Origin of the sequence: Telluribacter humicola (assembly GCF_017355935.1) — a bacterium.
Classification (GTDB): domain Bacteria; phylum Bacteroidota; class Bacteroidia; order Cytophagales; family Spirosomataceae; genus Telluribacter; species Telluribacter humicola.
On sequence record NZ_JAFIQT010000002.1, the window covers coordinates 471874 to 492575 of the forward strand.

The window sequence follows — 20702 nt, forward strand, 5'->3', positions numbered from 1 at the left end:
CTTCCTTTTTTTGTGCCCTAACAGTTCTGAGGATAATCCTCCCGGTTATCTCCATGCTAATGATTTGCTCTTGCCGTTTTCCTTCTTATCTCCGGCAAAGGCATGTAGCGTTAGATCAGCTCCCTCTTTTCCGAAAGTACCGGTGAGCCAGCCTACGGGCTCGGTGTCCGAGAAGTTATAGCCTATGGCCGGCTGATTCACCAGATGAATCCCATCCAGTATATCATAATTGTACTGGTGCGAATGTCCGTAAAAGACAGCCTTTACCTTCTGATGGGGCTTGATGATCTGGAAGAGCCGGTCAGCATCCAGCAGGGAGGAGTCCGAATCAGAGAGCGTGTGGTGTACAAACAGAATGGTAGGTTTGGCATCGGACTGGCGCAGGAATCCTTCCAGCCAACTCCGCTGGGACTGTCCCAGCAGGCCGGGCGATTTGTTGACGTACATCATTGAGTCCAGCAATACGAACCGCATGGCGGGTTGCTCAATCACCATCACCTGCTTGTCTTTTACATTCTGCATCCCTTTGGGAGCCGGAAATGCTTCCTGGATATTTTCGCGGTGGTCGTGGTTACCCAGCGTCATATACACCGGCTTTTGCTCTGCCAGGGGAGCCAGTAGTTTTTTTACCTGCGCGTAGTCCCCCTTTTCGCCGGTTAGTCTAGCTACATCACCGTTGATCAGTACCGCATCCGGCCTGGCGTTCAGTACCCCCGGTACTACTTCCTGCAGGTTTTTGGAAGGGAAGAAGCCCCGGTAGGTATTCTGTACATCCTCCGCAATGTGCGTATCCGACAGCAGCGCCAGCTTTACTTCGTCGGCCGCACCGGCGGTAGTAGTCTCTCCCAGTACAGAGGTGACGCCCATACCATAGGCGGTAAGCAGGCCGGCTGCCTGAGCAGATGATTTCAGAAAAGAGCGGCGGTTATGTTTGTAGTATAGCTGGGGCATGGGAGTGGTTGTTAGGAGGTACTTTGGGTTAAGATTATTCGCTTTTGGGTTCGGGTGCTTGTGATACGGTATTACTGGTTAATGGGGTTACACGCTGGTCGCCCACCGACACCTGGTAGTACGACCAGGTCTGGTCATCCAGCGAGCAGCCGATCAGGTAGTCACCAGAGCCCGCTTCGGTACTTTCTCTTACCTGAAACTCTTTACAGCCGGCAATCCGGGATTTGGCAAGAGCTTCTCCGATGGCTTCTACTTCACCGGCATCCGGATCACGCCAGGGCATAGGGTAATTCTCATCGTTAGCAAGCTCGTTCTTGCACGACACTTCGGTCAACAGGATCAGTCCTGCAAAAATAAATCGGGAGTAGCGTATCATGGTATTTTGTGGATTATGAATTTATGACCATTGCATTCGATGCCCCTGTAGCTCCAGAACTCTTTAACCTAAAGACGGGGCTACTTTCTTTATCCTTTGTTTTGACTCTTTAATTTTATGCTTCTTGACCAGGTACTACTTCTTGAATAGTCCCATTAAGATATAGGTCTTAGACCAAAGCTTCTATTTAAGTACCTGTATCCGATATACCTTACCCGCTGGTACTTCCAGCATTACATTGAAGGCCTTGTTTTGCTCGTAGTACTTATCAGATGTAGACCAGACGGAGCGGTACAGGAGCCAGGGGTTGAAGTACTTGAGCTGGTTGTAGGTCATGTTGTACTGTCGGGCCAGTTCTATCAGATTCAAGTCCTGCCTTACCTCAATTTCCTGCGTAGGGGCAGTATATTCCGGCTCAGGTACACTGAATCCGTAGCGTTCGGGGTTCTCGAGGATGAGTTTCAGGGCCAGAATGCGGAACAGGTAGTCATAGGTTTCGGGGGTAAGGTACAGATCATAGTAGGAGGAGACCTGCTGCCCTTTGAGATTATTGGTGACCGTAGTGGGGCCGCCGTTGTATGCTGCCGCGCTTAGCGTCCAGCTGCCGAAGGTGCGGTACAGCCTGCTGAGGTACCGGCTGGCGGCCTCGGTGGAGCGCTCGAGGTGGCGGCGCTCGTCTACGTATTTATTTACTTCCAGCCCATACTCTTTGGCCACCGGTTCCAGAAACTGCCAGAATCCTACCGCGGCCCTGGGCGACTCGGCAATGGGCGACAGTTCGCTTTCTGCTACGGCCAGGTACAGAAAGTCGGCGGGAATCTGATTTTTGGTGAGGATACTGGTAATGGGCTCGCGATACCGCTGCACCCGCTTTAGGGCAGTTAAGGTACCTGAGTGCCTGTATACGTTTTTGATTAGCTCCCGTTCCAGCCGGTCGCGTACGATCGGGTCAGTAAGCGGTACAGTCTCACCGGCAAAGGAAAGTTGCTGTGGAATGTAGGGTACTCCTGCACCTAGCTGGGCTACACCTGACTGGGCCACACCTGGCTGGGCCGCACCCGGCTGGGCCGTACTAGGCTGGGTTGTGGCCGGTTGGGCTTTGGCCGTTTGATCAGCACTTGATTGGTCAGCTGGACGTTGTGCGTCACTAAGCTGGGCCGTATCCGGATTGGCAGTACCTGGTTGGGTAACGTCAGGAGATGATGTTTCTGACCGCGTAATTTCTGGTTGGCTATTCCCATGCGAGTCTGTCCCGGATTGAGCTGTACCCGGCTTTACCGCACAACCGGTAGTAGTCAGCAAAAGGAATATACAGGTAAATGGCAGGTACCTCATTTATGAAATGATTAGGTTCAGTACTTATCAGGGCCACAGTAGAGTGAATAGCTGCTCTGTAAGCCTGAAATCAGGTACCATAAAAAACTTGCACCAGCCACTCGTACCTACTTATCAAGAGACCTGTGAGTCGCTACCTTATATTTAAAGTCGTCCCTATTCTAAAGCCCATTCCCTGGTAGTTGCTCCCTTTAAACTGCGATACCACCTCGACCCGGAACAGCCTCAGCAGGCCATCCACCCCGTACACCAGCTCGGTATAGTGGTTGGCGCTGGGGGTAGTGAGGTAGTGGGTCTGTACAGTTTCTTTCAGTCCGGCCAAGCGCAGGAAGGGCAGGCGGGTGATCAGAAAGCGCTGCGAAGACCACAACAGGTGGGCCTGCAGAAAACTTCTGCGGGTACTGTACTCATAGTAGGGCAGCATCCGGAACTGGGTCAGCTGGTCGCCGGTCTGGAAGAAGAATTGGTTACCCATAAAATGCCGGTAGTCCGGAAAGTACAGCTGCCGGGCATTCAGGAAGCCACCGCCGCTGAGGGCGTATTGGAAGCCGCTGCGCGGGCCGGTATCCAGATTATGCCGCATCCCGACCTGTACAAAATCATAGTCTACGGTACTACTACCGGCCGGGATACCCTTGCGGTAGTTGACCTGGAAGGTGGGGCCGTTGTTATACCAGTAGCGCTTCTGGCCGTTGCGGATGGCGTACCGCTGCCAGGGACGCAGGTTCAGGTCCAGGTCCAGGAGCAGCGCTTCGTGCGTGGGGAAGCCTGTATCGGCCGCTTCGATGTTGTCGGGACGGTTGTCGGTAAATCCCCGCCCTTTCCAGTTGATGTACCGGTTGGGCGACTCCAGGTTGAAGAGCTCGCTGCGCTGCGCGTATTCAAGACCGCCCGTCAGGCTTAGTATATCACCGAGGTAGCGGTAGGTATAGTCGGCCCGCGCAAACTGCTTCTGATAGATCTTCATGAAGTTTTGTTCGAAGAGCAGCGTTGTAATGCTGTTGAGGCCGGGCGTAATGGGATTGTTGGTGTTGAACTGGTAGATGTACTCGCCACCTTCTAGCCCCAGCGTCCATTTGCGGTTACCCACCTGCGTACGCAGCGTACCGCTGAGGCGTTCGCGGCCGAAGGAGTAGCGCGCCAGCGGTCGCAGGCTGGCTCTGTAGTCCTTCCAGCGCTTGGTCCATTCCAGCGACGCATCAAAGCCGTAGCCTTCTACCGTGTTGTAGATCAGGGTTTGCAGCGGACTCTGTATGGTGAGTGAATGACGGTTGGCAAAGCGATACTCGTGGCCTATGAGCAGGTGGATGGGCTGGAATGATGTGGAGTCGTTGCGGGTACTGTCTTTATCAGCCTTAGCCTGCTTTACTACCTTGATACTGTCCTGAATCTCGTAGCTTTTTACCTCCAGCTGAGTCAGGGGCACTGGCCGCAGTTGTTCCCAGTACGTAGTGTCGCGCTTGTTAGCGAGGGAGTCAACGATGATGGAGTCCTGCCGTACGGCGCGTACATCTTCCCCCTGCTGTTTGCGCTCCTTTCGCTGCTCTTTTTCGTAGCTTTTGATGATCTTGCGGAAGTTCTTGGTGGAGAACTCCTTCTGCTGTTCAATCATCTTTTCCAGGTCCGCCTTCCGATTGGTCTGAGCTGTTTCGGGTTCTTTTTTGTGATCGTTGATAGTGATCTCTTCGCGTAGGGCTGGGTCTATATCCAGCTTCTGATAGGTCATGGATACGACGTACTTGAATTCTCCCGCAAAGCCCAGGTACCCACCCTCCAGCCTGAACTGCTGGTTGACGGGCAGCCACACATTCTGAATGGGGGTAAATAGCTGCTTAACGTCTATATTGAGTCCCTGCCGGGTGGTCTTCAGATCAAAGCTATGGATGGCCCAGCGGTCTTCGATGATATAGATACTCCCCTTAAATACACCCTCGCCGTAGGCCCTGGGTATTACCCGTATCTTATTGACTATTTCTCCCCGGTCTTCAAAAAAACCTTCGTACTCAAACTTATAGTAGTTGAATGCCCGGGGCGAAAGGGGCGTAACGGCATCAGCAACCTCAGGGCTGTAAAAGCTGGCCAGTACGTACTGGTTGGGAGTAGGGGTACTGTTGTCGAGGCTATTGCGGGTAGAGAGGATGCGCTGGTTGTAGGTATTGGGACGGCGGTAGCTGATCTCGGCCACGCTCTCGTTCAGGAATACTTTTCCTTCCTGTACCCCTTCTTTCTTTAATTTTCTTTCGAGCAGAAAGGGAATCTTAGTCGGCAGGGCAGTGCTGCGAGTATAGGCGCGGGCCGTATAGCCCCGCACTTGCAACTGGTGGAACCGGGACTTGGCGATGGCTCGCCGCATGATGCTATACGCCGGATCTTCCTTTCCCTTGCCGATCTGTACCTCACCGAGGTTGAGAGGTTGTTCTTCCAGGACTATATCCAGGTCAATAAAGTCAGTAGCTATCGTTACGGAGCGGGTCACCGTGCGGAAGCCCAGGTACTGGAACAGGATGTCGTAGCGACCGGGATCAAGATCAAGTTCGTAGCGGCCTTCGGCATTGGACAGAGTACCTATGCTGGTGCCTTGTACCAGTATACCCGAGTAAGGGAGTGGCTCGCCCTGGGTAGTAGTAATACGTCCGCGTATACCTCCGGCCTGTAGGAGTTGGGAACTCAGAAGGAATAGAAGTACTGCTACAATTCGCATAAGTAATAAATAGTCATCGGACAGAAGATGCAACCAATAGGGTTTAGGTTGTAAGAACGATCAAGGTACGAAGGATATTGACTTACCCCTATATCACACGTATTCTATTGACGCTACTCCATCGGATCACCAAGGGTATCTTTTATATATACCTCCTGTACCAGCGTGATCATGACTACCAGCGCGGGAATAGCGATGACAGTGCCGGGCAGGCCAAAGATAGCACCTCCCAGCAGGGCGCCCAGCATCAGGAGCGTAGGGGGGAGGGATACCGTTTGTTGCTGAACCAGAGGTACTACCAGCAGGCTTTCAATTTGTTGCACTATAATATACACCAGGGCTACCCAGATTACCGACTCCGGATCGTAGGAGAAGGCGACAAGTATGCCCGGTAAAGCACCTACCAGAGGGCCAATAAAGGGAACAAAGTCAAAGATGAATATGATAACGCCGAGTACCAGAGCCAGGGGTACCCCTATGATCTCCAGCCCGATCCAGGTAAGTAAGCCTACGGTCAGCATGGCTATAAACTGTCCCAGCAACCACCCCTCCAGCTTTTTAGCAATCCGGCCAATGACCTGGTGGGCTCTCTGCCGGGCTGGTATAGGAAACAGACTGACAAAGCCGCTTACGTACAGCTTAGGGTTGATGGCCAGAAAGAATCCACCCGCCAGGATTACCAGGAGGTACGTGATAAAAACAAACAAACCATCTACTATACCCGTCAGCTGGCCAAATGTATTTCTGAGCTGTGGTTGGGGATTAGATGGAAAATAAGATAGTACAAATCGACCAACGCCAGACTGATTCAATGAGCTTTCTACCTGTTCGATGGCCGGTGGAATTTTTTCGGTCAGGGTAGTGAACTGTTCCGAAATATGTGGCGCGGCGTAGGTAATGAAGCCGCCTATTGACCCGAACAGTAGCAGCGTAGCTATGCCTACCCCCCAGCGGTCTGACAGTTGAGGCGACAGCTTCTGAATACTATGTGCGATAGCCCTTAGCAGGACGGCGAAGAGTACCGTACCAAAGCCAAGCAGTAGTATACTCTGGCTGGCCCACAAGAGCAGCACCAGCATACCCATGATAATGGTAATACCTACGGCAATGGTGACTTTTTTGGGGTAGCTGTACTCGGCTCTGGTCAGAGGTGTCGGTTGGGGATCTGTCTCTTTAAGGGGCGGTACCGGAGCCAGCCTGGGTACTTCTAACGGTTGGGCTGCTTTCCTGGATGAAAGTCCTATTTTACGCTGTATATATCGAATCATGATGTGCAGAGCTTAGTGTGTTAAAAGTATAACGCTCTACGTCAGGAATTGTCAGCGTAATAGGGTATAAATGGGGCATTTGTTCCGGGTACTCAGGTCTGACCAAAAAAATAAGGCGGCTCCTGAGAGCCGCCTTTATCTATTAGAATCAGGTAATCGTCAGCTGATTAAGCCAGACGGTTGATGCAGTTGAGGTCTTCAAATGCAACTTTCAGACGATCAGCCATGCTTTCTTCGCCCTTACGTAGCCATACGCGTGGGTCGTAGTACTTCTTGTTAGGAGCATCATCACCCTCAGGGTTACCCAGCTGAGTCTGCAGATACGCTTCTTTTGCGTGGTAGTACTTCAGGATACCTTCCCAGGTAGACCACTGCATATCAGTATCGATGTTCATCTTGATGGCACCGTACTCGATCGCCTCACGGATCTCTTCGCGGCTTGAACCTGATCCTCCGTGGAATACGAAGTTAACGGGCAGAGCCTCCGTGTTGAACTTCTGCTGGATAAACTCCTGTGAGTTTTTCAGGATTTTCGGCTCAAGCTTAACGTTACCCGGCTTATATACACCATGTACGTTACCAAAAGCAGCCGCAATAGTGAAGTTAGGAGAAATCTTCAGCAGCTCTTCGTACGCGTAAGCTACTTCCTCGGGCTGAGTATATAGTTTGGAGCTATCCACGTCGCTGTTATCCACGCCGTCTTCTTCTCCACCTGTTACACCTAGCTCGATTTCGATTGTCATGCCCATTTTAGCCATGCGCTCGAAGTACTTGCAAGAGATCTCGATATTCTCTTCCAGAGGCTCTTCCGACAGGTCAAGCATGTGTGAGCTGTAAAGGGGCTTCCCGTGTTGATCGAAGTAGCGCTCACCAGCTTCCAGCAGGCCGTCGATCCAGGGCAGGAGCTTCTTGGCGCAGTGGTCAGTATGCAGGATTACGGGTACTCCGTACAGGGCAGCCATCTGATGAACGTGCATCGCGCCTGAGATACCTCCGGCGATAGCAGCCTGCTGATTTGTATTGGATAAGCTCTTACCAGCGTAGAAGCTGGCACCACCGTTGGAAAACTGGATAATGACAGGGCTATTCACCGCGCGGGCGGTTTCGAGTACAGCATTTACAGAGTTAGTTCCGACTACATTGACGGCGGGTAGGGCGTAGTTGTTTTCGTTGGCATGACGGAAGATTTCACTTACTCCCTCGCCCGTTACTACTCCGGGCTGAAAGCGGGTCATGGTTTCGCTCATGGTAATTAAAGAGATTATTTCAAGAAATAATTTTGTAAAACTGGCTTATGGCCAAATTTTAGCTATCCGTTGCAAGTTAGCTATTTTCAGGGATAATGAAGCACATTCTGACTGTTATTGGTAGTGTAAACTAGCCATGCGGTGGAGTCGCAGTTGAGTTTCACCCAATCTGTATATCTTTGGCGGTAACAAGGCCGGACCGTTTGTTGTTTTTACCAAAAGTACCCTATGCCTTTATGGTCCTAACAGAGTAGTTTCTCATGAATCCAAAATTGATCAAAACCCTTCTCATTGCCGGTGCTATCGGCTTTTTTATTATGTGGGTACTCGAGCTTCAGCGTACCGATATGAAGAATAGCTACTGGCTTATTCTGTTGTGTATTACCTGTCTGCTCTCATTTCAGTACTATAGGATCAAGCGGGGCGAAACGGGAGTACCTACGGGCGAAAAACCAAAGGATACCGGTACGACGGGTACCAAAAAAGCATCGCCTACCAAACGTAAAAGGAAATGATAGTACCTCAGTTGATATTGGTAATCCTGTTTTTTCTGCTGGCCGGCTACTATGGCGCCGTTCGGGCCCTGCTGCTCGAGGCTCCCTTTGACTGGCACCGGCTCCGGCATGAGGACGATCCTCATTTTCACAAGGCCGTATATTGGCGCCGGATGCTCAGGATGGCCCGGTTGCTGGTAGTAGCGCTGGGCTGTTTCTTCCTGGTGGCGGCTGGTTATTCCCTGCTTACTCTTGATCTGCAGCTGCATCCGGCACTGGCCGTGCTGGTACTGTTGCTGGTGGCACTGGTACTATGGTTATCGTCTTATATGCTATGGATGAATGTAGGACGTAAGAGACATTACCGCATTGAAGCTTTTCCGATCCGGTTTGCCGAATGGACACTGACCCCTGTTTACTGGCTGCTCGAGCCTTTTATTAGTGAGAAGTTGGGGGACGGTAAAGCTACCAGTGCACGTGACGAAACGGCTTCGGCTGATGATCCCGAGTTTGAGGACCACAGCATTGAAGAGCGGATGTTTATCAACGCGCTGGACTTTAAAGATGTGCGTATCCGGGATTGTATGATTCCGCGTACCGAAATATCGGCCGTGAGTCTGGAAGATTCCATTGAGGACCTGCGGCAGGCATTCATCACCAGCGGACACTCCAAGATTATCGTCTACCGCGACTCGGTGGATGAGGTAGTAGGGTACTGCCACTCACTGGCGTTGTTTCGCAAGCCCAAGGAGATCAGCAGCATTATTACACCTATCCTGATTGTGCCCGAAGCCATGCCGGCCAGCGACCTCATGCTGCGCTTCCTTGAAGAGCGTAAAAGCCTGGCCCTGGTCGTGGATGAATTTGGAGGTACCTCGGGTCTGGTGAGCGTGGAGGATGTTGTGGAGCAGATATTCGGAGAAATTCAGGATGAATATGATAGTACCGAGGACTGGACGGAACGCCAGATGGATGAGAATATCTTTATATTCAGTGCCCGTCACGAAATAGATTATCTTAATGATAAGTACGATTGGGAACTACCCGAAGGTGACTACGACACGCTGGCAGGCCTGCTGATCAATATCCACGGGGACTTACCTAAGGTCAATGACGAAATCAGCCTTCCGCCTTACAGGTTCAAGATCGTATCCATGCAGGATACCCGTATCGAACTGGTACGACTGACGATTGAGGATACGCAGTAGGAGAGTTATTCCTGCATATAGCAAGAGGGGCTGCGCATTAGTTGCGCAGCCCCTCTTGCTGTCAAGGTTGAAGTACTATACTAGTTCTTGCGATTATCCCGGTTCAGGGTATTATCGTTTGTTAGATGATCGTCGCTGTCATTTCGCAGCTGCTCAACATCTACTTCCTGCTTTCTTACTGTATCACGGATGGTTTCATCACGAACTTCTACTTCCTTGTTCAGTGAAACTTCTTCCACTACCCGTGCTTCTTTGGCTACTACCGGTACTTCGGCTCGTTCTGTCATCGAAACTTCACCTTCTTTGAAGGTACCTAGTTCGGCATCCGTAGCGGCACGATTAACCGGAGTACGATTAACTGTTACATGTTCTTTACGCAGACGCAGATGCTCCTCAACAGGACGCTCAATAATGCGGCTTCTCAGTCGAACTCCACCAGTCTGCACAGTACGCTTGCCTACCTGCAGATTCTCTTCAACTACTTTCATAGAGGCTGAATCTCTGTCTGTACCGCGTCCTGTAGTCAGGTCGTTGTTCACACGACCGGTGGTACCGGTGGCAGGATCAATTTCCATGTTTGTATATCCTTCACGATGGGTCGTAGTTCCTGTTGTTCCTGCGTAGCCATACTGTGCTGCCCGATCATCTATATCAATAGCACCGGCATCATCCAGGATATCGGCCGCCCGCTCCGCTTCTTCTCTGGAATCAGCATGTACGGTTACGATACAGCCACTCTTTCGGGCCACGTGGGTTAATTTATCGGCATTATCATCATAGGTATCTCCAAAAAGGGAACGGAAAAAATGCCCGATAGAATCTTCTTTGTGATCGTTATCTCTATCAGTACTGGTATGCTGGGTATCATACCCTTCATGTCTGTCTGAAATATCTATTCTTGAACGGTCAAAACCGCGCTCTACTAATTTGTTCTCTGCATTCCTTGCCTCCTCAGAGGAGTCAAACATGCCTACGATGGTCTGTCTCATAACTTTTCTTTCTTTAAGGTTTAGTTTAACATTATTTAATTTACCAGGTTAAGCTACTCCTTGTCTGAAAGAGTACTATTCGAGTCAGGATCACTTCTGCTGACGGTCACTTCTTCTTTTCTGAGAATTACCGTGGTATGGTAAGGTTTTTCAGTCTGCCTTTTCGTTATATGCAGCTCTTCAACCAGAAGCAAACGTTTTTCTACCACTAGCACCTCTTTGTAAACGGGCACGATCATGGTATCGCCTTCGTGACGTACGCCGGGCGGCTGATCCTTGATATACTCATTGATCTCTACCCGTTCTACCTGTATGTCGTCAAATTTGAAGGTCCCCTCAACGGTTTCTTCGTGTTCCACCGTTTTTTTAGAGACCGTCACTTTTCCGGTTTCTATTACTTTCCGGTCCAGATGAACGCTTTCCTCAACTACCGGAATCACTATGGATTCTTTCTCAAGTTCTCCGTTTGTAGGTTCGCTTTGTTGACCCTCCTTTGACGCCTCTTTCGTATCTTTCATGGTAACAATTGAGTAAGCTTTTCTAAACTATACTCTTAAAATATCGTACCCTCAGGCTATTCTGTCTTTAAAGGCTTATACGCAGTGTTTTGTAACCGGTAGTGCGTAGCTAGTTCCACGATTAGTACAAATAGGTACCTAGGGAATTCTTTTTCTGTTTCTGTAAGGCCACAGGAATAGGCAGAGCAGCTGCCTGGTCTACCGGCTGTACGGACACAAGTCAGATATTCAATACATTATTCGTAGCCGCCAGAGTGTAAGGTGCAGGTGAAAGCAAAGAAGCCCGTCCCGATGGGGGACGGGCTTGTCTCTGTACTAGTCTGTATTTATAGCTCCAGTGCCTTCATCTGTTTGACGGCGTAGTCTGCCGCACGGGCTGTAAGAGCCATGTAGGTCAGCGAGGGGTTCTGGGTGGAGGTAGAGGTCATGCAGGAGCCGTCGGTAACAAATACATTCTTACAGCTATGCAACTGATTCCACTTGTTCAGGAGTGATGTCTTCGGGTCGCCTCCCATGCGTACACCACCCATTTCGTGGTTTTCGTTGCCGGGGGTACGTTTGGTATCAACAGGCCTTATGTTGGTAAAGCCCGCCTTCTCGTACATTTCCGTAAATTGCTCGTGAAAATCTTTGAGCATCCGGGCGTCGTTGTCGTCGTACCCGATTGAGATGCGTAGCTGGGGCAGACCGTATAGATCCGTTAGCTGCTTATCCAACTGGACGGTACTGCTCTCCTTAGGAATGGTTTCTCCCATCATACCGGCATAGATCTGCCAGTTGCCCAATTGAGTATTATGCAGATTTTCTTTAAGCGCCAAGCCGAGCCCTTCCTGGCGCTGGTAGGTACCACGTGTAGCGGAGAACGAAGCCGCGTAGCCCCGGAGGAAATCGGTCTCCTGCTTGTATACATTACGGAAGCGGGGGATGTAGCTGCTGTTGGGACGACGGCCATCATTGGTTGTATCAAGCTGTCCCTCGTACTCGGCCAGTACCCGCCCCCGGTAGCTGTGGAAGGCCATGTACTTGCCCAACAGTCCATTGTCATTGCTGAGCCCGATGGGGAAGCGGCTGGAGGTGGAGTTGAGCAGAATCAAATTAGTATTGAGTGGCGAAGCATTTACAAAGATGATGCGGGCGTAGAACTCGATCATCTCTTTGGTGTGGGCATCAACCACGCGTACACCCGTGGCCTTACCCTTCTTATCGTCGTAAATAATAGAGTGTACTACCGAGTGGGGGCGCAGGGTCATGTTACCCGTTTTGGCAGCCCAGGGGATTGTGGTAGAGTTACTGCTATAGTACCCTCCAAACGGGCACCCCCGGTCGCAGAGGGTACGGTGCTGGCACTGGGCCCGGCCCTGCTGGTGGTGGATCGGCTGCGGCTGGGTCAGGTGAGCGGCCCGGCCAATGATGACGTGTCTATCCTTATATAGCTGGGATACCTGCTTCTGAAAGTGCTTCTCTACACAGCTCATTTCGTGCGGAGGCAGAAACTCGCCATCGGGTAGGGTAGGCAAGCCATCCTTATTACCCGTAATGCCCGCGAATTTTTCTACGTAGCTGTACCAGGGAGCCAGGTCGGCGTAGCGGATGGGCCAGTCGACAGCAAAGCCATCGCGAGCCGGTCCCTCAAAATCAAAGTCACTCCAGCGCTGGGTCTGCCGCCCCCAAATCAATGAACGACCACCCACCTGGTAGGCTTTGATCCAGTCGTAGGGGCGGTCCTGGATGTACTCCTGTTCGGCGTCTTTGGTAAAGAAGTGGGCGGAATCTTCCCGGAAAGCATAGTTCTTACTGCCAATGGGGTAGTCTTTCAGAATGGCCAGGGGTACCCGGCCGCGGTGCTCCAGTTCCCAGGGATTCAGGTTGGTAGTGGGGTAGTCGGTTACGTGTTTTACATCGCGCCCACGCTCCAGTACCAGCGTTTTTAGCCCCTTTTCAGAAAGCTCTTTCGCCGCCCATCCTCCACTGATCCCCGAGCCAATCACAATGGCATCGTAGGTACGGGCTTTGGTGCTATCTATATGAATATAAGACACGTTTGAATTATGACCGGGTCGCCGGTGCGATTATGAATGCTGGATTAGGAATTAAAGTCTGCTATAAAAGCAAAAGAAGCCAGGCTTAAGTTTCTAACTAGTTAATTTTCTGTTAGTAACTGCCCCCTTCACTCAATCATAACCCACCGCGCGGCGGCAGCTCATTCACCATTATAAAACAAGCCAGGGCATGACGAATACGAGTTCGCCCCAGATGCGGAAGCGTTCATTAGCAATGATCTTCTCCGGATTTCGCCACATCCAGAGGTGTACCAGCGACATGCTCAGCAGGATGATTGCCAGCCTTTGTACGTAACGGTAATCAGTCATGAGGCAGACCGTGACGCAGGTTATCGCCGCTACGATGGTAATACCTTTCAGTACTTTCATGGTGTTAGCGCGTTTCAGCCAGCGGGCCAGGTTGTAGGACTCGCGGTACTTGATGGCCTCAAAGTGGGAGAAGAGTAGCAGGCTCTGAACAGTAATGAGATAAAACAGGATACCCAGTACAATGCTCTCCCAGGTTACCTCATACCCCAGAAACCACGTACTGGCCCATACACCGCAGGCATAAATAAGTGAGGTAATGGGCTCCTTCATAGCCTGACGGTGACTCTTGATGGGTAGTTTGGAAACTCCCCATAGGTATAGCGCCACAAAGGCTACCATACCGCCCCCAAACTTCCAGAGGTCGCTAGGGATGAGCCACGAAAGTGCGGTTGCCACAACAAAAGTCCCGATCACAAGCCGCCAGACCAGGGGCTCGTATTCGCGGTTGAATTGGTGTCGCTGAGTTTTGGGTTTTTCTGTTCGTCGGTTGTCCAGCAGGTGGTCCAGCGAATAAACTCCCAGTACCACCAGTCCCAATATGATAGTCACCCATACGTTGAGGGGCGTGCGGCCGGTGGGCAGGCGGCTGGCCGCGATATGCGATACCACGGCCCCGGCCACTACATCAAGACTTAACCAATGCAGGTGAATAGGCTGAAAACGATAGGGTGTATGCTCAGGCATTGTAATTATGTTCCTATAAAAGCCTACTCTTATATAATCTGTATCGGGTCACCTACGGCAATCTGTCCGGTGGTATGGGTCAGCAGATTTTGTCCAAAGTATATCTTATTGTTCCGTTTACGGTAGGTTGCCAGTGTCTTCAGGGGCTCGGGCCCGGTCTGGGCCGTCTCCGGGTCAACGGTGGTAAGTACGCAGCGGGCGCAGGGTTTGACTAATTGAAATGAAAGGGCTCCTACCTGAATATCCTTCCAGCTATCCTCGGCAAAAGGAGCAGCTCCCGTAACAACCAGGTTGGGACGAAAGCGACGCATACTGATCGACTCGGGCAGACGGCTGTTTAGTTCATCAAGGGATGATTGCCCGATCAGCAGGAAGGGGTAGCCATCCGCAAAGCTTACGTTCTCTTCATCCTTAGCGTATCTCGGATCAACGCGACGCTCGGTGGAGTCGGGCATATACACCAGCCTGACCGGACGCTCCAGCCTGGTACTAAGCCACTGGTCGGCCTGATCTGATACGGTCAGGGCCTCTACCTCGTGGTCGTCCCAGATACTTACCTGTAGTACCTCTTTGCTAACAGGTTGCATGGGTACTTCGAGTACATCGGCCGGATTGGTACGATCTATTACCAGTAGGCGCTCCTGATCCAGCGTTACGTCCAGCAGGGCCATGCGGTGCAGGCTGCGTTGGGTCACAAAGCGATTATCTTCGTCGACGATCATCCAGCGCCGATCGTACTGAAGGCCACGTAGCTGTACATGAGCTTCATCCAGGCGAATGCCGCCCAGCGACTTGATCGGGTATATCCAGATTTCAGATAGAGTCAGCAAGGAGTTTATGAGTTAAGAGTGTATGAGTTTATGTGAAATTGCGTGGAACCTAAAACTCCATGCGGGCCAGGGGGCTTACCTTCTGGTCCGTAAAGTCATTCTGCAGGTACTTGTAATGAGCAGCGATAGCGATCATGGCCGCATTGTCAGTACAGTACTCAAAGCGTGGAATGTAGACGTTCCAGCCCATCTCTTCCCCCAGCTCCGTCAGGCTCTTACGCAGCCCCGAATTGGCCGACACTCCTCCCGCAATGGCTATCTCACGGATACCGGTTTCCTTCGCGGCTCTTTTCAGCTTTTTGAGCAGTATTCTGACCAGTGTATGCTGGATACTGGCACAGATGTCCGGTAGGTTTTCCTGCACAAAGTTAGGGTTCTCTCTGGTCTTCTTTTGCAGAAAATACATGAACGACGTCTTGATACCGCTGAACGAGTAGTCCAGGCCGGGCATCTCGACGGGCGGAAATTCAAACGCCAGCGGATTGCCCTGCTGCGCGTACTTATCGATCAGCGGGCCACCCGGATAGGGCAGGTCAAGGAGCTTGGCCGTTTTGTCAAAGGCTTCGCCCACGGCATCATCCATCGTCTGACCTATAATCTCCATGTCGAGATAGTCACGCACCTTTACGATCTGGGTATGGCCGCCACTGACGGTCAGGCACAGGAAGGGGAAGCATGGCTTGGGGTCTTCAATGAAGTGAGCCAGTACGTGCGCCTGCATGTGATGGACGTCGATCAGGGGTATGTTCAGGCCCAGCGCCATGGCTTTGGCGAAGGAAGTTCCTACCAGTAAGGCACCCAAAAGACCCGGCCCGCGCGTAAAAGCTATGGCATGCAGGTCTTTTTTAGTTACTTTTGCGTCACTAAGCGCTCTTTCAACAACCGGCAGTACATGCTGTTGGTGGGCTCTTGAAGCCAGCTCGGGTACTACGCCACCATACTGTTGGTGAATGAGCTGGGTTGCAACAACATTAGAACAGATTTTGCCGTTAGATATGACAGCTGCCGAGGTTTCGTCGCAGGACGACTCTATGGCTAGAATATTCATGTAAATAGGTAAAATTTGTACAAATTTACATAAATTACTCCAAGTCGGGATAGTGGATGGTCCTGAATCAATAGATGATAAACATTCTGAGATCGGTAGTGAATGGGCTGGTGGTTGTAATGATCTTCGCGTTGCTGGCGCTGGAGGCCATTACGGTTGCTTTTCAGTTTCCGACCGTGCAGAGTTGGGCGGTAGATAAAGCCGCACGGAAAGTCTCAGAGGCTATGGGATACCCTATCTCTATCCGGGAGCTCCATATCAAGTGGTTTGATGTTGTATCTTTGGGAGGGGTAGGTATACGGGATGCTCAGGACCGCCACATGATCGAGGTGGAGCGTATAGACGTCAACCTGAGCCTAAGCAAGATCATTGAAAACAGAAGGAGTGTTGTCCATCTTGACGAGGTTACCCTGTTTCAGCCAGATGTCCACCTGATCAAGAACCCTAAGAACGGCGATCTGAATATTGATGATTTTATCGCCCGCATCAACGAGCTCACTACCTCCGGCGATACCACCAACTATATTCCCAACCAGAATATCCCTTTCACGATCGGAAAAGCGCACCTGGTAGAAGGTACCTTTAAGTACGATGATCCCCGGGAGCCCCGTATCAAGACTTCAACCGTATTTGACTACAATCACTTTGAACTGGGTCAGCTGAATGCCAGTCTGGATAATTTTCTGCTGGTGGGTGATACCATACGCTTTCAGGCCAATGACCTTACTACCATTGACAAGCAGACTAAGCTCAAAGTACACGATCTGGATACGCGTTTTCTGTACTGCGTCAAGCGGATGGAGCTGGCCGGGCTAAGTGCCTACGTAGGTCGTTCTTACCTGACTAACTACATCAGCTTTAACTACGATACTCCGGCCGATCTGGGCTATTTCAACAGCCGGGTACGCATGATAGGTCACCTGGATAACAGTCGGGTACACTCCGATGACCTGGGGCTATTTGCAGAGTACCTGCTCACGCTGGACGAAATCTGGAAAGTCTCCGGGAATTTTGACGGGATTGTCAATAACTTCCGGGTCCGGAATACAGATCTGAGGTTTGGGAAGAACAGTCGCATCGTGGGGGATCTGGCTTTCAAAGGTCTGCCCGAAATAAAAGGAATGTCCATGAACTTCCGGCTGGACCGTTCGCAGGTACATACGCCCGACCTGGTACAGTACTATCCCGAAACAGACCTGCACCAGACATTCCAGAAGTTCGGTATGGTGCATATGGCGGGTACCTTCAAAGGTACCTTCGAAGATTTTAGTCTGAAAGGGCACCTGGATACGGACATCGGAAGTCTGACGCCTGATCTGGTATTCCACATTGATGATAGTCACAATACTACTTATAATGGTCAACTGACTACCTCGAGCCTAGACCTGGGAGTACTGCTGGACCAACCCGAGCGGTGGCAGAAGCTGGATATGTCCGGTACCATCAATGGGCGGGGCTTTGATCTGGCGTCTTCGTCGGCCAATCTTAACGCTTCCATCAGTCGCCTTGGCTTCGAAAACTATGATTATCGGGCGATACGGGTACGGGGTAATCTACAGAAAGCCTACTTCAACGGGCAGGTAAGTACCCGTGATACCAATCTGGTGGTTAATCTGGACGGGGAATTTGATTTGTCCGGTGCCAGGAATGCCTTTGACATTCAGGGGGTAATAGAAAAAGCAAACTTATTTGCGCTGGGCTATACCCAGGATCCCTTTACCCTGGGGACCAAGCTGGATGTACAGGTGGTAGGTAACTCCATAGATGCACTGACCGGCCGGGCCCGTTTCCTGAATACCCACCTGCTTACACCCGCTAATGAGCGAAATCTGGTAATAGATACCCTGCAGCTTACTTCGGTTCAGGAAGGAGACCAGCGTACCATGGAGCTGCAAAGTGAATTTATGACAGCCTGGGTCAAAGGCGACTTTGTACTGACGCCGGCCGTTGAGGATCTGAACCGGGTGCTGAAGGAGTATAAGCTGTACTTCTTCAGGGATGAAAAGGACCGTAAAGAGTACTATACGCAAAAGACCAACCACGAAGTAAACAAGCGCTACGAAATCAACTACGAGGTGCGTACGCGCGATCTCTCGCAGGTACTGGCCTTTCTGTACCCGGATGCCCACGTATCGCCGGGAGCGCATGCCGAAGGGGAATTCAGGATGGATAATACCGCCCTCCTTACGCTGAATGCCAAAGCGGATACCGTACGGGTTAGTGGCAACCAGTTTATCAATTCCGAAGTAGATGTTACTACCTCTAAATTTGTCAATAGTGAGGAGGTACTTGCCTCGGCCTTTGTTACCTCTGCCAAGCATAAAATAAGCCTGCTGGCTCCCACCGAGCGACTTGAGATAGAAGCGACCTGGGACGAAGATCATATTAATTTTCGGACTGGTTTGCGGCAGGTCAGCAGCAGCAACCGCGCTAATCTGAGTGGTGAAATACGATTCCTGACGGATGGCTTCGATGTTCGCCTCCAGAACTCCCGGCTCAACCTGCTGGATGAAGTCTGGCAGGTGACTCCTAACAACCTGATCTCTATATCCGGGCAGAGTGTCCGCTTTAGTAGTCTGGCTTTGGTCAATGACAAGCAGCGACTGGCTCTCAATGGTACCTATGCTCAGGGCTCTGATCAGAGTCTACTGCTGGAAACCCGCAATTTTAAACTGGCTACCCTGAATCCTGTATTTGCTACTAAATTGGGGGGCGTGATGGATGGCACGGCGCAGCTTCGCAGCGTACAGAATTTTAGCGAGCTCAAGGCGGAGTTTAACGTCGAGGGACTCAGCTACGATAAGTACGAGCTGGGTAACTTCGAAGGGGTAGGGGATTGGGATGAACTGACTGACCAGTTCTACGTGGATGCGCACCTGGATAAAAACGCCCGTCGTACTTTCTCTCTGACCGGCTCGTATAATCCTAACCTGAAAGAGAACTCTCTTAATATGAAGGCCCGCTTCCTTGATACAGATCTGAAGGTGATTGAGCCTTTTTCGGAGGGATTGGTATCGGATGTTAGCGGACAGGCCGAAGGAACCGTTCAGGTAACGGGTAACCTTGAGCACCCGATCCTGCAGGGTGAGGTAATGGTGGATAATGGACGTCTGCGGTTTGACTACCTGCAGTCGGTACTTACCTTCAGTGATAAGATCTATTTCAGTGAAAGCGAAATAGCGGCCCGTAACATGACAGTGACCGACCAGGATGGAAATACCGCTACCCTGCGCGGGGGAGTATACCACGAAGGCTTCAAATACTTCAACCTGGGCTTTAACGCTGACCTGCGCAACTTCAAAATCCTCAATACCAATGCCACCGACAACGACCTGTTCTACGGTACAGCCTACGTGACCGGTAAGGCATCCCTATTTGGTCCCATAGACAACCTGACCATTGAAGCCAACGTGACCAGTAACCGCGGAACGCGGATCTATATACCTCTGGACGGCGCTACTGAGGTGGCTACCCAGGATTATATTCAGTTTGTGAGTCAGCTTCCCAAAGAAGACTCAACCGATACGGATGAGGGACAGCAACGATCGGTAGACATGGGGGGGATCAAGATGGATTTTAACTTCAACATTACACCCGACGCCTACTGCGAGATACAACTGGACCGTCAGGCCGGTGATATCATTAAAGCCTACGGGAGCGGCCTGTTGAATATGAAAATAGATACCAAAGGGGATTTCGAAATGTCCGGTACGTACGAGATAGCCCGCGGAGACTACACCTTTACCTTCCAGAATGCCCTGAACAAGAAGTTTGAGATCAAGCCCGGCAGCCGTATTACCTGGTCGGGCGATCCGTACGCGGCTATTCTGGATGTACAGGCGGGGTATACACAGCTGGCATCGCTGGCCGGGGTACTTCCGGGTATTACTACTAATAGTAACAATGCTTCCAATCCCCTGTCGCGACGCTATCCGGTAGAGGTGACCATCACCCTGACCGACCGCCTCATGTCGCCCCAGATCGCCTATGATATGCGGATAGTGGAATATCCGGCCTCGGGCGAGTACCGAAGTGCCGTGGCGGCATTTGAAAACCGTCTGCGCAGTGATGAGCAGGAACTGAGCCGTCAGGTAAGTAGCCTGATCCTGTTTAACCAGTTGCTGACTCCGCAGGATGCCCTGCTGGCCCAGTCCAATCAGAGTCAGTCCTTTATTGGTAACAGTATCAGTGAGCTGGTGACGAATCAGGTAAGTAAGTGGGCATCGGCGCTGAACGAAAACCTGGAAGTTGGTCTGACGGGTCTGTCGCTGGACCAGAATGCCCTGAACAACCTGCAGCTACGCTTCTCATACCGGTTCCTGAACGACCGCTTCCGGGTAACGCGCGATGGACGTTTCAATTACGGTATTATTCAGAATGACGCTGCCAGTCTGGTAGGGGAGTGGACACTAGAGTACTGGCTCACCCAGACGGGCAGTGTACGCCTGAAAGCCTATAACCGCAACATCCAGAACCCACTCCTCCTGAGTAACACGCTGACTACCGGTGGGGTAAGTATGCAGTTTACCCATAGCTTCAACCGCTTTGTAATGCCTAAGTCCAACCCGGCGGCTCCTGCCGCGACGCCCGCCAAACCGGATTCGACCGATACGGACGACGCTGACTCGTCGGGTAAACTAACATCCAGCGCTCTCACCCCCGATAGTACTACGAAGAAGTAGTC

At 51.3% G+C, this 20702-nt stretch carries 15 protein-coding genes; 3 read left to right on the forward strand and 12 right to left on the reverse strand.

Annotated elements, in window-relative coordinates:
* Positions 1-45: 45 nt before the first annotated feature.
* The 6 genes from JUB14_RS13020 to fbaA all read right to left on the reverse strand — a co-directional run bounded on the left by JUB14_RS13020 (position 46) and on the right by fbaA (position 7878).
* Positions 46-951: a metallophosphoesterase family protein gene (locus JUB14_RS13020; RefSeq protein ID WP_207506615.1), complete on the reverse strand. Its 906-nt coding sequence runs from the start codon at positions 949-951 to the stop codon at positions 46-48.
* A 34-nt stretch (positions 952-985) separates the two neighbouring features.
* Positions 986-1327, reverse strand: coding sequence for a hypothetical protein (locus tag JUB14_RS13025; protein ID WP_207506616.1), 342 nt, complete (start codon positions 1325-1327; stop codon positions 986-988).
* Positions 1328-1510: 183 nt separating this feature from the next.
* A complete protein-coding gene (locus JUB14_RS13030) occupies positions 1511-2662 on the reverse strand; it encodes a lytic transglycosylase domain-containing protein (protein WP_207506623.1) in 1152 nt (383 codons plus the stop codon).
* Between the two features lie 133 nt (positions 2663-2795).
* Positions 2796-5363 (reverse strand): DUF5686 and carboxypeptidase regulatory-like domain-containing protein, encoded by a 2568-nt coding sequence (locus JUB14_RS13035; protein ID WP_207506625.1) that lies wholly within the window; start codon positions 5361-5363, stop codon positions 2796-2798.
* A 113-nt stretch (positions 5364-5476) separates the two neighbouring features.
* Positions 5477-6631, reverse strand: a complete 1155-nt coding sequence (locus JUB14_RS13040; protein WP_207506627.1) for an AI-2E family transporter — start codon at positions 6629-6631, stop codon at positions 5477-5479.
* Positions 6632-6798: 167 nt separating this feature from the next.
* The gene (gene fbaA / locus JUB14_RS13045) at positions 6799-7878 is read right to left on the reverse strand and encodes a class II fructose-bisphosphate aldolase (RefSeq protein ID WP_207506629.1); all 1080 of its coding nucleotides are present in this window, start codon (positions 7876-7878) and stop codon (positions 6799-6801) included.
* A gap of 260 nt (positions 7879-8138) precedes the next feature.
* Between fbaA and JUB14_RS13050 the strand changes: the two genes are divergently transcribed.
* On the forward strand, positions 8139-8393 hold the full coding sequence (locus tag JUB14_RS13050) for a hypothetical protein (RefSeq protein ID WP_207506631.1): 255 nt from the start codon (positions 8139-8141) through the stop codon (positions 8391-8393).
* Entirely contained in the window at positions 8390-9580 is a 1191-nt protein-coding gene (locus JUB14_RS13055) for a hemolysin family protein (protein WP_207506633.1), read from the forward strand. Before JUB14_RS13050 ends, JUB14_RS13055 begins: the two co-directional genes overlap by 4 nt.
* 80 nt (positions 9581-9660) lie before the next feature.
* On the opposite strand, the gene JUB14_RS13060 is transcribed toward JUB14_RS13055, so the two are convergent.
* The 6 genes from JUB14_RS13060 to tsaD form a co-directional block, all read right to left on the reverse strand.
* Positions 9661-10569, reverse strand: a complete 909-nt coding sequence (locus JUB14_RS13060) for a YsnF/AvaK domain-containing protein (protein WP_207506634.1) — start codon at positions 10567-10569, stop codon at positions 9661-9663.
* Between the two features lie 53 nt (positions 10570-10622).
* Positions 10623-11087, reverse strand: coding sequence for a YsnF/AvaK domain-containing protein (locus JUB14_RS13065; RefSeq protein WP_207506635.1), 465 nt, complete (start codon positions 11085-11087; stop codon positions 10623-10625).
* Between the two features lie 326 nt (positions 11088-11413).
* Positions 11414-13126 carry an FAD-dependent oxidoreductase gene (locus JUB14_RS13070; RefSeq protein ID WP_207506636.1) on the reverse strand — a complete coding sequence of 571 codons (1713 nt, stop codon included), beginning with the start codon at positions 13124-13126 and terminating at the stop codon, positions 11414-11416.
* 171 nt (positions 13127-13297) lie between these two features.
* Entirely contained in the window at positions 13298-14140 is an 843-nt protein-coding gene (locus tag JUB14_RS13075; RefSeq protein WP_207506637.1) for a hypothetical protein, read from the reverse strand.
* Between the two features lie 29 nt (positions 14141-14169).
* Complete coding sequence (locus JUB14_RS13080; protein ID WP_310586137.1) at positions 14170-14970, reverse strand: MOSC domain-containing protein; 801 nt, start codon at positions 14968-14970, stop codon at positions 14170-14172.
* A gap of 49 nt (positions 14971-15019) precedes the next feature.
* Positions 15020-16018: a tRNA (adenosine(37)-N6)-threonylcarbamoyltransferase complex transferase subunit TsaD gene (gene tsaD, locus JUB14_RS13085; RefSeq protein ID WP_207506638.1), complete on the reverse strand. Its 999-nt coding sequence runs from the start codon at positions 16016-16018 to the stop codon at positions 15020-15022.
* 74 nt (positions 16019-16092) lie between these two features.
* On the opposite strand from tsaD, the gene JUB14_RS13090 reads away from it, so the two are divergent.
* The gene (locus tag JUB14_RS13090) at positions 16093-20700 is read left to right on the forward strand and encodes a translocation/assembly module TamB domain-containing protein (RefSeq protein WP_207506639.1); all 4608 of its coding nucleotides are present in this window, start codon (positions 16093-16095) and stop codon (positions 20698-20700) included.
* Positions 20701-20702: the final 2 nt, after the last annotated feature.

Excerpts from the sequence above, each read along its gene's own strand:
- JUB14_RS13040 (WP_207506627.1), bottom strand. The coding sequence starts at position 6,631 with ATGATTCGATATATACAGCGTAAAATAGGACTTTCATCCAGGAAAGCA.
- JUB14_RS13020 (WP_207506615.1), bottom strand. The coding sequence starts at position 951 with ATGCCCCAGCTATACTACAAACATAACCGCCGCTCTTTTCTGAAATCA.
- JUB14_RS13025 (WP_207506616.1), bottom strand. The coding sequence starts at position 1,327 with ATGATACGCTACTCCCGATTTATTTTTGCAGGACTGATCCTGTTGACC.
- JUB14_RS13055 (WP_207506633.1), top strand. The coding sequence starts at position 8,390 with ATGATAGTACCTCAGTTGATATTGGTAATCCTGTTTTTTCTGCTGGCC.
- fbaA (WP_207506629.1), bottom strand. The coding sequence starts at position 7,878 with ATGAGCGAAACCATGACCCGCTTTCAGCCCGGAGTAGTAACGGGCGAG.
- JUB14_RS13065 (WP_207506635.1), bottom strand. The coding sequence starts at position 11,087 with ATGAAAGATACGAAAGAGGCGTCAAAGGAGGGTCAACAAAGCGAACCT.
- tsaD (WP_207506638.1), bottom strand. The coding sequence starts at position 16,018 with ATGAATATTCTAGCCATAGAGTCGTCCTGCGACGAAACCTCGGCAGCT.
- JUB14_RS13035 (WP_207506625.1), bottom strand. The coding sequence starts at position 5,363 with ATGCGAATTGTAGCAGTACTTCTATTCCTTCTGAGTTCCCAACTCCTA.
- JUB14_RS13060 (WP_207506634.1), bottom strand. The coding sequence starts at position 10,569 with ATGAGACAGACCATCGTAGGCATGTTTGACTCCTCTGAGGAGGCAAGG.
- JUB14_RS13075 (WP_207506637.1), bottom strand. The coding sequence starts at position 14,140 with ATGCCTGAGCATACACCCTATCGTTTTCAGCCTATTCACCTGCATTGG.
- JUB14_RS13050 (WP_207506631.1), top strand. The coding sequence starts at position 8,139 with ATGAATCCAAAATTGATCAAAACCCTTCTCATTGCCGGTGCTATCGGC.
- JUB14_RS13030 (WP_207506623.1), bottom strand. The coding sequence starts at position 2,662 with ATGAGGTACCTGCCATTTACCTGTATATTCCTTTTGCTGACTACTACC.
- JUB14_RS13090 (WP_207506639.1), top strand. The coding sequence starts at position 16,093 with ATGATAAACATTCTGAGATCGGTAGTGAATGGGCTGGTGGTTGTAATG.